Source organism: Actinophytocola glycyrrhizae (assembly GCF_042653545.1).
GTDB classification, from domain to species: Bacteria; Actinomycetota; Actinomycetes; order Mycobacteriales; family Pseudonocardiaceae; genus Actinophytocola; species Actinophytocola glycyrrhizae.
Map to the genome: position 1 here is coordinate 182,725 of NZ_JBHSIS010000022.1, position 12,662 is coordinate 195,386.

General features: G+C 70.7%; 13 protein-coding genes and 1 pseudogene. 4 read left to right on the forward strand and 10 right to left on the reverse strand.

All coding sequences use genetic code 11. The features are described from left to right. Positions 1-6: 6 nt before the first annotated feature. Genes ACFPCV_RS31815 through ACFPCV_RS31825 form a run of 3 tightly spaced genes read right to left on the reverse strand, consistent with a single transcriptional unit; the run spans position 7 to position 4,116 of the window. Entirely contained in the window at positions 7-1,776 is a 1,770-nt protein-coding gene (locus tag ACFPCV_RS31815; protein ID WP_378060344.1) for an EAL domain-containing protein, read from the reverse strand. Further along, positions 1,773-2,789, reverse strand: a complete 1,017-nt coding sequence (locus ACFPCV_RS31820; protein ID WP_378060346.1) for an alpha/beta hydrolase — start codon at positions 2,787-2,789, stop codon at positions 1,773-1,775. Before ACFPCV_RS31820 ends, ACFPCV_RS31815 begins: the two co-directional genes overlap by 4 nt. A gap of 10 nt (positions 2,790-2,799) precedes the next feature. Beyond that, complete coding sequence (locus tag ACFPCV_RS31825; protein ID WP_378060348.1) at positions 2,800-4,116, reverse strand: cytochrome P450; 1,317 nt, start codon at positions 4,114-4,116, stop codon at positions 2,800-2,802. 118 nt (positions 4,117-4,234) lie between these two features. Between ACFPCV_RS31825 and ACFPCV_RS31830 the strand changes: the two genes are divergently transcribed. Then, positions 4,235-5,050, forward strand: a complete 816-nt coding sequence (locus ACFPCV_RS31830) for an SAM-dependent methyltransferase (RefSeq protein WP_378060350.1) — start codon at positions 4,235-4,237, stop codon at positions 5,048-5,050. Positions 5,051-5,113: 63 nt separating this feature from the next. Further along, positions 5,114-5,290 carry a hypothetical protein gene (locus ACFPCV_RS31835; RefSeq protein WP_378060352.1) on the forward strand — a complete coding sequence of 59 codons (177 nt, stop codon included), beginning with the start codon at positions 5,114-5,116 and terminating at the stop codon, positions 5,288-5,290. 6 nt (positions 5,291-5,296) lie between these two features. On the opposite strand, the gene ACFPCV_RS31840 is transcribed toward ACFPCV_RS31835, so the two are convergent. Together ACFPCV_RS31840 and ACFPCV_RS31845 are read right to left on the reverse strand one after the other, a co-directional pair. After that, entirely contained in the window at positions 5,297-5,578 is a 282-nt protein-coding gene (locus ACFPCV_RS31840; RefSeq protein ID WP_378060354.1) for a hypothetical protein, read from the reverse strand. Between the two features lie 134 nt (positions 5,579-5,712). Further along, positions 5,713-6,783 (reverse strand): annotated as a pseudogene (locus tag ACFPCV_RS31845) (transcription termination factor Rho, short form); the annotation flags it as partial. 180 nt (positions 6,784-6,963) lie between these two features. On the opposite strand from ACFPCV_RS31845, the gene ACFPCV_RS31850 reads away from it, so the two are divergent. Next, positions 6,964-7,188: a hypothetical protein gene (locus ACFPCV_RS31850; protein ID WP_378060356.1), complete on the forward strand. Its 225-nt coding sequence runs from the start codon at positions 6,964-6,966 to the stop codon at positions 7,186-7,188. A 47-nt stretch (positions 7,189-7,235) separates the two neighbouring features. Here ACFPCV_RS31850 and ACFPCV_RS31855 read toward each other — a convergent pair whose 3' ends face one another. Continuing rightward, positions 7,236-7,886, reverse strand: coding sequence for a GntR family transcriptional regulator (locus ACFPCV_RS31855; RefSeq protein ID WP_378060358.1), 651 nt, complete (start codon positions 7,884-7,886; stop codon positions 7,236-7,238). A 22-nt stretch (positions 7,887-7,908) separates the two neighbouring features. Between ACFPCV_RS31855 and ACFPCV_RS31860 the strand changes: the two genes are divergently transcribed. Further along, complete coding sequence (locus ACFPCV_RS31860; RefSeq protein ID WP_378060360.1) at positions 7,909-8,334, forward strand: VOC family protein; 426 nt, start codon at positions 7,909-7,911, stop codon at positions 8,332-8,334. An 11-nt stretch (positions 8,335-8,345) separates the two neighbouring features. On the opposite strand, the gene ACFPCV_RS31865 is transcribed toward ACFPCV_RS31860, so the two are convergent. The 4 genes from ACFPCV_RS31865 to ACFPCV_RS31880 form a co-directional block, all read right to left on the reverse strand. After that, positions 8,346-9,002 (reverse strand): response regulator, encoded by a 657-nt coding sequence (locus ACFPCV_RS31865; RefSeq protein ID WP_378061161.1) that lies wholly within the window; start codon positions 9,000-9,002, stop codon positions 8,346-8,348. A gap of 66 nt (positions 9,003-9,068) precedes the next feature. Continuing rightward, positions 9,069-10,646, reverse strand: a complete 1,578-nt coding sequence (locus ACFPCV_RS31870; RefSeq protein ID WP_378060362.1) for a tetratricopeptide repeat protein — start codon at positions 10,644-10,646, stop codon at positions 9,069-9,071. Positions 10,647-11,113: 467 nt separating this feature from the next. Further along, a complete protein-coding gene (locus ACFPCV_RS31875; protein ID WP_378060364.1) occupies positions 11,114-12,205 on the reverse strand; it encodes a hypothetical protein in 1,092 nt (363 codons plus the stop codon). Between the two features lie 65 nt (positions 12,206-12,270). After that, the gene (locus ACFPCV_RS31880; protein ID WP_378060366.1) at positions 12,271-12,618 is read right to left on the reverse strand and encodes a hypothetical protein; all 348 of its coding nucleotides are present in this window, start codon (positions 12,616-12,618) and stop codon (positions 12,271-12,273) included. Between the last annotated feature and the right edge of the window lie 44 nt (positions 12,619-12,662).

The following is a 12,662-nucleotide window of genomic DNA, read 5'->3' on the forward strand; positions in this document are numbered from 1 at the left end:
GGCGACTCAGTCGAACAGCTCCACCAGGTCCTCCCGTTCACCGCCCACCACGAACAGCGGGCCGCTGGCGGTGTCGGCGCCCGCGTGGCGCCACCACTCCGCCTCCCGGCGACTGCGCACGTCGTCCACCGCGACCGTCGCCCCGGACTCGTGCACCATCGCGGCGAGGCCGGTCAACGCCTTGGCCACCAACGACTTCCTGGACGCACCCCTGGCCTGCGACACCAGCCGGGCAGTCAACGCCACCGCTCGCAACGGCAGCCCGCCGAGCCGCACCACCTCCGACGGGTCGCCACCGAAGTCGTGCACCGCCATGCCGACACCGGCCGTGGCGAGCGAGGACAGGTTGTCCACCGACCGCGCCCGGCCATCGAACACCTCCGCGGCGGGCATCGCGAGCTGCAGGCGGTTCGCGGGCAGCGCGGTCTCGTCGAGCACGTCGAGCACGGTGTCGACCAGGTCCGGTGCCGCCGACTGGTTGGGTGAGAGGCGCACCGACAGCGGCAGGCTCGCGCCCGACAGCCGTTCGCACGCGTCCCGCAACAGCAACTGCCCGACCCTCGGCGCGAGCCCGGTCTGCTCCACCACCTCGGACAGCCCGGTCTCCTGCCACCGCACGTACGCGTCGACGCCGACCGGTTGTTCGTCGGTGAGGTCCACCCGCAGCCGGTAGCCGACCGGGAGCTGCCCGTTCTCGATCGCACCCGGCAGGCCCGCGGCCATGCGGAGCAGGCGGCGGTCGTGTGCGTCCTCCTCCGGCATGAGCAGGCGCGACCGGCCGGGGCCCTCCTCCTTGGCGTGGCGGAGCGCGATGTCGGCCGCCTGCAGGAACTCGACCGGGTTCGCGCGGTGCGGTGGGCTCTGCACCACGCCGATGCTGGCGGACGTGACGAGCCCGAGGTCGGCGACGCGGGTGGTCGTGGCGACGGCGTCGTTGATCGCGGCGATCACGTCGACGGGCGCGGTGCTGTCGGTGCCCGAATCCTGCAGGACCGTGAAGTCCGCCCGGTCGAAGCGGGCGACCATCATGCCGGGCAGCGCGGCCCGCAGGCGCACGGCGATCGCGGTCATCAGCATGTCGGCGCGTGGACCGCCGAGGCCCTCGTTGAACACGGAGAAGCCGTTCAGCTCGATCCGGTACAGCGTGGTCGGGCTGCCGGAGTTCAGCACCTCCTCGAGCCGGGTGCTGAAGAACTGCCGGTTGGGCAGGCCCGTCTGCGCGTCGTGCAGCAGCTGGTGGCTCAGCTGACGCCTCAGCAGCGTCAGCTCGGTCGACGTGTCACCGAAGTCGGTCTTCCTGTTCTCCGCCGCGTGCATCGCCTTCTTGGCGACCTCCATCAGCGCGCGGCACATGCCCTCCTGCTGGTCGGTGGTCCGTCTTCGGACCGCCTCGGTGAACCCGGCCGACAGCGCGCCGAGCAGCCGGACCACCCGCTCCGGCGGCAGGTCGCGCACGTCGTCGTCGGTCAGCAGGGGACCTGCCAGCACGTCGAAGGTGCACTGCAGGCTCGACTTGTCGGCACAGTTCAGCGCCACCAGCCGGGCGCCGGCCAGCTCGGCCTCCTCCAGCCCGAGCGGCTCGGCGACCAGCGCCGCGAACAGTTCGTGGACCAGCTCCAGCATCGGCTCCTCGAGCTCGGTGTGCTTCAACGGCACATAGGCGGTCGAGCTGATCAGGTACGCCCACTTGCGGGCGAGCCTGACCCGTGCCTTCTCCCGTTCCTTCGCCGATCTCGGTACCGGGGCGCGTGGCCCGTTCGGCAGCGGCTTGGTCATCGGAGGATCATCCGATCTGCCCATCGCAACACCACATCGTGCAGGTCCGGAGCGTTCGGGGCGTAGTTCAACGCGTGGCCGTAGCCCGGTAGGACATAGGCCTGCAACTGCGCGGCGGGACCGTAGAACGGCGCCTCCGCCGCCAGCAGCGCCGCCGACGACGAGCAGTCGGTGGCCAGGAGCCCGCAGAAGGTCGGGTCCTTTCCGGCCATCACGGTGAGGACCGGGACGCCGACCTTTCTGGTGTACGGGGTGAGGGTACCGAGCAGCGCCGCGTCGACGAGCTCGGTCGGCGCGGCGACGTCCTTGGTCGTCTCGTCGAGGGTGTCGATCACCGGGCGGTACGGGCCCGGTGCGTGGAGGGACCGCCAGCGCGTGCCCGGCATGGTGGTCAGGTAGCCGGGGTCGAGCGAGCGGCCCGCGAACGCGGGGTCGAGGACCGCGGGCAGGAACGTGGCGGCGATCGGGGCGAGGCCGAGGACGTTGAGGTGGTGGCCCATGCCGGTGACCAGCACGCCGTCCACGTCGCGGTACCTGGCCGCCTCGATGATCGAGATGGCGGAGCCGAGCGAGTGGCCGCCGAGGAACACGGTCCGGAACCGCTGCCGCAGCACCTGCACGACCTGGTGCACCGCGTCGGCCTGCGTGATCGCGGTCAGCAGCACGCTCGGCGGGACCGAGCTGTCGCCGGTGCCGAGCCGGTCGACGGTCAGCGTCGCGTACCCGGCGCCGTTCATGGCGCGCCGGAACGAGTGCGTCGCCGGGTCGACGGGGATGTCCCAGTAGCCGCGGTTGTAGAAACCGCCCGGTATCAGCACCTGCACGGCGGAAGCGCCACCCGGTGGCACGCACAGCGTGCCAGCCATGGTCTGCGCGAGACCGGCGACCGTGACCGGGTACCGCTCCGGTGTGCAGGACGGTTCGGCCGCGTCGGCGGCGGGTGCGGACAGCAGGAACGTGAGCGCGGCGGCGGCAAGCGCCATGGCGAGCCGCCGGGTGGGTCGGGCGAACAACGGGCACCTTTCAGCGGGGAACGGCCGTCATCGACAGCCGTGCGGGATAGGCGGTGGAGGTGTACTTGATCCGCGGCGGTCGTTCCGGGACGGGCACGAGCCGCCAGCGGCTCGCGATCGTGGCGAGCGTGACGGCCATCTCGGTCATGGCGAAGGCGTTGCCGACGCACATGCGGTTGCCCGCGCCGAACGGGACGAACGCGCCGCGGGGAATGTCGCCGACCCGCTCCGGTGCCCACCGGTCCGGGTCGAAGACGTGGGGTTCCGCGAACCAGCGCGGGTCGTGGTGCAGTGCGTGCGGGCTGATGGTGACCTCGGTGTCCGCGGGCAGGCCGACACCGCCGAGCCGCACCGGGCGCAGCGTGCGGCGCATCAGTATCCAGATGGGGTACATCCGCAGGGTTTCGTTGACGACCTGCTGGAGGTAGGTCAGCTTCGGCACGTCGTCGGCGGTGACGGGACGGCCGGAGAGGACCTGGTCGATCTCCTCGTGCACGCGGCGCTCCACCTCGGGGTGCCGCGCGATCTCGTGGAACAGCCACGCGAGCGCCAGGGCGCTGGTCTCGATGCCCGCCGACAGCAGCGTGACGACCTCGTCGTGGGCCTGCTGGTCGGTCATCGGCTCGCCGTCCTCGTCGCGGGCCGACAGCAGCATCGACAGCAGGTCGCCCCGGTCGAGACCGGCCGCGCGCCAGCCGGTGACGACTTCGCCGACCACCGCGCGCATCCGGTGCACGGCGCCGCCGAACCGGCGGTTGCCGCGCACGAGCAGCGGTCCGACGAACGCGGGGGACAGCGCACGGACCATGCCGTGCCGGATCACGATCGGGATGGAACGGCGCGCCTCCTCGATGGCCGGGCGGCCGAACTCGGTGCCGAACAGGGCCTCGCCGACGATGGTCACGGCGAGTGCCTGCATGTCCTCGTTGATCTCGCGTCGCTCGCCCGGCCGCCACGACGCGGACAAACGGGAAACGGTCGTTTCCATCTTTTCGGCATAACGGGCGATGCGCTCATGGTGGAACGCGGGCTGTACCAATCTGCGTTGTCGCAGGTGAAAGGCGCCCTCGGAATTGACGAGCCCATTGCCGGTGAATGGGCGGAACTTGTCGAACATGGCGCCTTTTCCGAAACTCGCCGAGTCGGTGACGAGAACACGGTGCGTCAGCTCCGGCGTGGTCACGAAGTACATCGGGAGCGCGCCGAGGTGCACGCGCACGATGTCGCCATGGGTGCGAAGACCTTCTGTGAAGCCGAATCTGCGTCGCAGCAGCGCCGGGGTGTGGCCGAGCACCGGCCAGCGCCCTGGTGCCACCGGAACCGACATCCGTATCTCCTCGCCTCGCGAGACGGATTACAGTAAGTGCCCAGCAGTAGTCTCCGACAGCACCCGAACGGGTGTTATCCGGAGATTTACGTCGCTTTCCGTTCAAAAGAGGTGTGCTGTGACACAGCAGGACTGGGTTCCGGGGATCATCGACACGGCCGCGCCCAGTGGCGCGCGCACCTACGACTACCTGCTCGGCGGCAACCACAACTTCGAGGCCGACCGCGCCATGGCCGACCAGGTCGAACGCGCCGTGCCGGGGATCAGGGCGGCGGCCAGGCTCAACCGCGCGTTCCTGGCCCGCTCGGTCCGCTTCATGATGGGCGAGGGGATCCGCCAGTTCCTCGACATCGGCTCCGGCATCCCGACGGTCGGCAACGTGCACGAGATCGCGCAGAAGGAAGACCCGGAGTGCCGCGTCGTGTACGTCGACCGCGACCCGATCGCGGTGGCGCACAGCGAGTTGATGCTCGCAGGCAACGACCGCGCCGCGATGGTCGAGGCCGACATGCGTGCCCCGGACAGCATCCTCGACCACCCGACGACCCGCTCGCTGATCGACTTCGACCAGCCGGTCGGTGTGCTGTTCCTGCTGGTGCTGCACTGGGTCCCGGACGACGCCGACCCGGCGGCGCTGGTCGCCCGCTACCGGGAGCAGATGGTGCCCGGCAGCTACCTGGCGGTCACGCACATGACCGACGACATCCAGGAGGACAAGATCAGCGCGGTGGCCGGCATCGTGCGGGAGAACCGGGGCGCCGGGCAGGTCTTTCCCCGCACCAGGGCCGAGATCACGGCGCTGTTCGGGGACTTCGCGCTGGTCGAGCCGGGCCTCGTGCCGACGGGCACCTGGCGTCCCGGCGGTGCGGGCGACATCGCCGACGACCCGGAGATGAACGAGCTGTCGTTCGCGGGGGTCGCCACGAAGGGGTAGTCCGGGTGGTTGCGGTTGTGCGGCATGGGGTACGACTGATCCGGACATATCGTCGACGAAGGGATGTACCTCGTGGCGCACGACCCGACCCGCCGCTCGCTGCGCATGCTCGCCGTGATCGGTGCCCTGGCCGCACTCCCGCTGCTCGCCGCGTGCAACGACAGCGAGGAGGACGATGACGACGACAACGACGACGACAGCATGGGCCGCCCCGCCGCTGTGCTCGTCGTGACCCAGTAGCCCGGGTCAGTGCTGCATGGTGGGATCCCCTTCGAGTGTGCCGCCGACCTCCCCCCGGAGGCGTTCCATGTCGGCGACCTCGAGGCTGGTGACCACCCACCGCTCCCCGACGAGGTACGTGGCACCGTAGATCAGGGCCGTGTCGAGCCAGGCACGTTTCTTCTCGTCGGTGTCGAAGTCGAGGAGCATGTACCGGGTGGCTTCGGTGGTGCAGGCGGCCTGGCGGAAGTCGCTGGTGTCGCCCTGGAACTCCGGCGTGCACCCGACTTTCTCGGCCAGCTCCTCCACGGTGTAGACCCGCTCAGGTGGCGCAGGCCGCTGCGTCGCCTGAGCACACCCGGCCAGCGCCGTGAGAAGGGCAACCAGAACCGCAACCCGAACCCGAGTCATACCCACATACACGGATGGGTGCCCGGCACGGTTCAGCGGCGGGTCAGGTTCCTCAGGAAGTCGTTGTTCGTCCCGGTCCTGCGCAGGCCGTCCAGCAGGATGTCGATGGCCTGCTGGCTGTCGCGGGTGTCCAGGGCGTGGCGGAGTGCACGGGTCGCGGCCAGCTCGGGCGGGGTGAGCAGCAGCTCCTCCTTGCGGGTGCCCGACTGGCGCACGTCCACGGCGGGGAACACGCGGCGTTGCGCGGTTCGCCGGTCCAGGCGCAGCTCGGCGTTGCCGGTCCCCTTGAACTCCTCGAAGATCACCGAGTCACCGGCCGAGCCGGTCTCCACCAGGGCCGTCGCGAACACGGTCAGCGAGCCGCCGCCCTCGACGTTGCGTGCCGCGCCGAGGAAGCGTTTCGGCGGGGTCAGTGCCCCGGAGTCGACGCCGCCGGTCAGAATGCGGCCGGTGGCGGGGGCGGCCAGATTGTAGGCGCGGCCGAGGCGGGTGAGCGAGTCGAGCAGCACGACCACGTCGCGACCCTGTTCGACGAGCCGCTTCGCCCGTTCGATCGCGAGTTCCGCGAGAGCGATGTGTTGCCGTGGCGGCTGGTCGAACGTCGCCGCGACCACCTCGGCTGGCACGCCGCGGGACAGGTCGGTGACCTCCTCCGGTCGTTCGCCGACCAGCACCATCATCAGGTGGCACTCGGGGTGGTTCTTGGCGATGCCGTGCGCGATCGCCTGCAGCACCGTGGTCTTGCCCGCCTTCGGCGGTGCGACGATCAGCGCGCGCTGCCCCTTGCCGACCGGCATGACGAGGTCGCTCACGCGTGCGGTGAGCGCGTGCGGCTCGGTTTCGAGCCGGAGTCTTTCGTTGGGGTACAAGGGAGTCAGCTCCCCGAACGCGGGCCGCTGGTGACGCGGTCGCTGCCCGTTGACCGACTCGACGGTCGCGAGCCTGCCGGACCGGGTGTCCCCGGTGACGGTGTCGCCGCGCCGCAGGTCGTTGCCACGCACCAGTCCGATCGGGACGGACGTGTCCTGGGGACCGGGCAGGTAGCCGTCGGCCCGCACGAACGCGCGGTCGCCGACGATGTCGAGTATTCCGTTGACAGACATGGGAAATCTCCAAAGAGGAAAGAACGGTCACAGTGGACCGAAGAGAGAGGGAAAGAAGAGGCTCAGTGGGGGAAGAGGTCCGCGACCACGAGCGGTGAACCGAGGCTACCTCCCCGATCCCACGGTGCGCAACCGTCTAAGGTGCCACCGTCAGTCCCCACCGTAGAAGGAGATAACGACGTGGCCGTTTCCGCCGATCTCGCGAAGCAGCTCGACAAGGCGTACGAGGACCTGAGTGTCACGGAGATCCTGGACGCGCCGGTGGCCGCCATCTCGGGGGTGAGCGAGGGCGACGCCGAGAAGCTGGCCGCCGCGTTCAACATCAGGACCGTGCGTGACCTCGGCACCAGCAAGTACTTCCGCATGGCCGCCGCACTGGCCGAGCTGGAGACCCTCGCCAAGTGACAACGCGGCGGGTGACCGTGTTGTTCCGCGGTCACCCGCCGGGTCCCTTATCCGCCGGTGAGCAGCTCGAAGGCGTGCCGCCGGTGTGCGGCGAACAGTTCGAGCGCGACCGCCGCGTCCCGCGACCGCAGCGCGGTGGCCAGCTCGCGGTGCTCGTGCGGGATGTGGCCCAGGTAGTCCTCTGCGCTGACCCCGATCCTGGTCAGCAGGAACAGGTGGACCTGTGAGCGGATCGCCAGCCATGCGGCGGTGAGCCGCCGGTGCCGGGCGGCGGCATACACGGCGTCGTGGAACTCGATGTCGGTGCGCACCAGCGCGTGCTCGTCCCCGGCACGTGCCATCGCCGCCGTGGCCGCCTCGATCGCGGCGAGGTCGTCGTCCGACGCGTGCGCGACGACCCGTTCGACGGCCAGCCGCTCCAGCGCGCCCCGCAGGCTGTCCAGTTCGGCGATGTCCTCGGGGGAGAGGGTCATCACGGTGGCGCCGCGGTGCCAGGCGCTCCTGACCAGGCCCTCGCGTTCCAGCCGCAGCAACGCCTCCCGGACCGGGCCCCTGCTGACCTCCAGCGCGGCGGCCAGCTCCACCTCGCGCAGCTGTGCGCCCAGCTCGTAGGCGCCGCCGAGAATGGCGTCGCGGATGCTGTCCGCGACCTCGTCGGCAAGACCCCGGCGCCGCGCGGGACCCACCCGTGTCGTCATGTCGAAATGTTAACATTCGGACATGACTGACCTGCCCATCCCGCGCTTCCACCTGGCCATGCCGGTCGACGACCTGGCCGCGGCCCGCCGCTTCTACGGCGAGGTGCTCGGCCTCGAGCAGGGCCGCAGCTCCGACACGTGGGTGGACTGGAACCTGCACGGCCACCAGTTCGTCACGCACCTCGCCCCGGGAGCCCGGCAACGCGTCCACAACCCGGTCGACGGCCACGACGTCCCGGTGCCGCACTTCGGCCTGGTCCTGACCGTCCCCGCCTTCCGGGAACTGGCCGAGCGCCTCCGCGCGGCGGGCACCGAGTTCGTCATCGAACCCTACGTCCGCTTCAGGGGCGAGACCGGCGAGCAGTGGACGATGTTCCTCCTGGACCCGGCGGGCAACGCGCTGGAGTTCAAGGCCTTCGCCGACGACTCCCAGGTCTTCGCCGTCTGACCCGGCGCCGCCTACCGCCGGTTCGCGTCCTCCAAGTACCGCAGCACGGCGGTGACGCGGCGGTCGGCGCGGTCGTCCGGCGCGAGGTCGAGCTTGGCGAAGATGCTGCGGATGTGCTTGTGCACGGCGCCGTCGGTCACCACGAGCCGCTCCGCGATCGCGTTGTTGCCGAGACCTTCCGCCATCAGCGCCAGCACGTCCCGCTCCCTGCGCGACAGGCGTTCGAGCTTCGTGTCGGGCCGGGTGCGTGCCAGCAACTGCGCCACGACGTCCGGGTCGATGGCCATGCCGCCGTCGCGGACGCGGTGCAGTGCGTCGAGGAACTCCGCCACCCGCCCGACGCGTTCCTTCAGCAGGTAGCCCAGCCGCGCGCCGCCACCGGCGAGCAGTTCCGTCGCGAACGCCTGCTCCACGTACGCCGACAGCACGAGCACCGCGAGCCCCGGCTTGCGCCGCCGGGCCTCGACCGCCGCGACGATGCCCTCGTCGGTGTGGGTCGGCGGCATCCGGACATCCACGATGGCCACGTCGGGGTCGTGTTCGTCGACGGCGGCGAGGAACGCGTCCGGGTTGTCGGTGGTGGCGACGACGTCGAGGGACTCGGCGCGCAGCAGCAGCGCGAGACCCTCGCGCAGCAGGGAGTCGTCCTCGGCGATCACGATCCGCATGGCTGGCTCGCTGTCAGGGTGGTCAGTCGGCACGGCACCTCCTCGGCGCCGCAACGATAGGACACCTCACGGCACGAGCATCGGCCGGAACGCCCCCTGCACGTCGGTGATCGACGCCGTCACGTACACCTGCGACGGCGGCCCGAGGTCCACATAGGACGAGGTCCGGTACTCGAGGACCGCGGGGCAGCTCGCCCCGCCGATCTCCAGCTTGAACTGGGCGACGAGCTTCCCGGTCCGCACCTCGAACACCCGCAGCGGGATCGCGATCTTGTGGAACGTCACGTCCGTGTACCCGTACGGGGAGAGGCTGGACCCGGCCTCGTAGGGGCAGGTCTGCACCGGCGTGCCGTACTCGGTCTCCCCCGCACAGATCACGACGACCGCGTCGGCCGCGTCCTTGGCGCGCCAGGCGGGCGGGATCTTGCCGGTGTGGGCTTCGTTGCCGTACACCAGCGCGCGGTTGGGCGCGTTGGGGACGTAGGGCTTGGCGGCGCTGTAGGCCGCTGGGGTGGCGCAGTAGGCCGGTACCGAGCCGCCCGAGGTGGTCAGCAGAGCCCGCACGTTGGCGAGTTCGATGGCCTGGGTGGCCTTCGTGACCCCGGCCCGCGCCTTCGGCGCCAGCTCGTGGTCGGGGTACTCGTCGAGGAGCTGCTGGTACCGCAGCTTCGCGACGTCCCAGTCGCTCGTGGCCATGAAGGCGTCCGCGCACTCGACGAGCGCCGACGGCGCGACCTGCGGCACGACCTCGCTCGCCGCGCTGAGCGCCCCGCCCGGCTTCTTCTTCCGCAGCCAGTCGGTGATGGCGCTGGTGTCACAGGGATCATCGACGGGCAGCGCACGGACGAAGCCGTCCACAGTGGACCGCACCATCTCCTCGTGCCCCGGCAGGCCGGTCAGCACGTCGGTCAGGTCGCCGAACCCGGCAGCGAGCGCGCCGGTGTCGCCCTCGAGCGAGGAGTCGAGCACCCGGCCTGCGGTGCGCAGCTGGTCGCAGGCCCGGACGGTGGCGCCTGCCCGCTCGGTCAGCGGCGCGTCGGCCAGGTCGTGCCCGAACCAGAACGACCCGGTCGCCGCGAGTGCCGCTTCGCAGTCCCCACCGGCCCGCGCGGCGGTGATGTCGTCCTCGATCCTGGCGGCGTCGAACCGCAACAGCCCGAACGCGAGCAGCACCGGAAGCGCCACCGCGAACGCGGTGACCCGCTGGGTGCGCACCGGCCGGGGCCGGGGCCGACGCCGGGCGAGCGCCCACCCGTGCCCGACGACCGCCACCCACCAGGCGACGACCACGAACTCGAACCACAGCGTCGGCGTCACGGACAGGAGCACGAACAGCAGCGCGACCGTCACCAGCACGGCCGCGACACCGAGCACCTTCCTGCCGAGCAGGAAGTAGCCGATCCCGAGCAGCGAGGCGTTCCCGACGGCGACGGCCAACGGGTCGGCCGGGGTCTGCGGCCGTGGCACGCGGGTGCCGTAGGCGGGCGTGACGTCCGGGTCGTAGAACGTCGCCCGGGCCCCGGTAGCGCCCTGCTCGTAGGTGGCCCACTGCTGCCGGAACCCCGCCTCGGCGACCGTCGGCTGGTCGTCACCGACGGGCTGCCCAACACCCGGCCGGGTTACCTGCTCCGAGAAGGAAGCCACCACCGGCTCCGGAGCGGCAGGTGTCGGCGGCTGTCGCGCGTCCTCCGCAACGGTTGGTTCTGCCTGCGCCTCCGGCTCGCCGGGGGGCTCGACCGCGGCGGGCGGTGGTGCCTGCGCTCCACCCTCCGCCGCAGGCGCGGGGGTCTCCTCAGCGGATGGCCCGGGCTCCGGCGTCGCTGGGGTCGGCGGACTGGGTTCGGGCTGCGGCGGGCGGTCCATCGGTGGTTCCTTCCCCAGGAATGGCGGCGGCCGAAAAGTATTGTCCTACCGCGGCACCGGGAGGGGTCCCGGAATTATCCGGTTGTTATGTCCGCTTGTTGCCAGCGCTTTCCACGGCATGACACCCGCACCCACGAAGCGCACCCCGCAGGGCGCACCGGTGCCGACATCGCGCCTGTCACGGCACCAAGGCGGGGTGCCCGCCCCCCGGCGAGGTCGAAGGCGGGCCGTAGCCGTTGGCGTCCTCCTCAGAGGTTCGCGCGGTCGAGCTTTCCGATGAGCGTGGTTTTGCGTGCGTGATCCTGCCGGATCGCAGCACAGCGCTGGGTGAACTCGTGGGGGCGGTCGTCGCGTTCTGCGAGGGTCTGCAGGTCGGCCAGGAGTCTGACGGCGTTGTCGTACTCGCCGGGTTGGCGAGTGGCGATCAGCGCGGCGACGCGTGCCCAGGCGGCTTCCTCGTCGTCGGCCAGTTCGTCCAGCCACCGCTCGCGGGCAAGAGCGCGAGATGCTTCGCGGCGGGTTTCTTCCTCGGCGCGTCGCACGGCTTCGCGGCGCTGTCGGTCGGCGCGGATGCGGGCAGCGCCGTCGAGGAGGCCGGCCACCGTGCGGCGCGGCCGGCCGGCGGTGGCAGGGGTGGTGTCGTCGCGGAACCGGCGCAGTAGCTCCAGGTGCACGGTCGCGGCGTGATCCTGGGCGACACGCACAAGAAGCCGGTCCTTTTCCGCCGTGGGCAGTTTCGCCACCCAGGCGGCGAGACGCTCCGGATCAGCGGTGGCCTTGCCGAGTGGTGGGCTTGTCTCGGCCGCGACCGCGAGGAGGTCGTCGTCGAGGCGCAGGAAGTCGGCCAGCGCACGTTGCGGCGCGGTGAGTGTGCGCAACCCGGCTGGTAGCGGGGGTTCGGGTTCGTCGTCGTCCTCGTCGTCGAACCCGGCTTCGTCGCGTTCCCAGGTGCCGTACCCGGCCAGCCACGCCAGATACAGCGCGCGGTGATCCCCGGCGGCGATCTCACCCCGGACACCGACGATCGCGGCCAGGAATCCCTGCGGCTCGTAGTCCCAGCTTTCTTCCTCGGCTTCACTGGTCAGGCTGAGGATGAGGTGGTTGCCTGTTGTCCAGGCGGTGACCTGGTCACCGACGCAGTACTGCTCGGCCACCTCCACATCCAGCAGGCTGCGTGGCAGGCGAAGCATGACGTGCCGGGTGCCCCAGTTCGCCAGATACAGGTGCGCGTCGTAGTAACGCTCCATCATCTTGCTCGGGTTACCGCGGAAGTCGCCCCAGTGGTACTCGTTGACGAAGCTCGTGGCGGTGATCCGCGCGCGGGTGGACAGCTTGCGCATCTCGGACCGCTGGCGATCGTCGAGTGGCCGGTCGACGGCGAGGAACTCGTAGTACTGGTACTCGCTCAATGCCTGACCTCCGTGCCGGTTTCGAAGGGTGTCGCCCGGAACCCCGAGTCGTCACCGAGATGGAAGAACAGGTGCCCGGTCAGCCCACCGTCCTCGGTCAGCGCCGCCCAGCCGCGCCCGCTGACCTGGTCGCCCTCGTCGTCGCCTTCCCAAGTGAACTCGACGAACGGCCGGCCGTTCCGCTTGGACCACCGGCAGTCCAGCCGGCCACGCACCGCGATGAACCCGAACTCACCGGTGCCCTTCGCGGCGAACTCGATGAACCCGGGCCCGATGAGGTCGATCGCGTCCCGGTCCCACTCGCCCATCTCCACGATCCGCCACCGACCAGTCAGGCCCTTCACCGATCCTCCGTCCACGCCGACTTCGCCGGTCAGGTTAGCCGTCC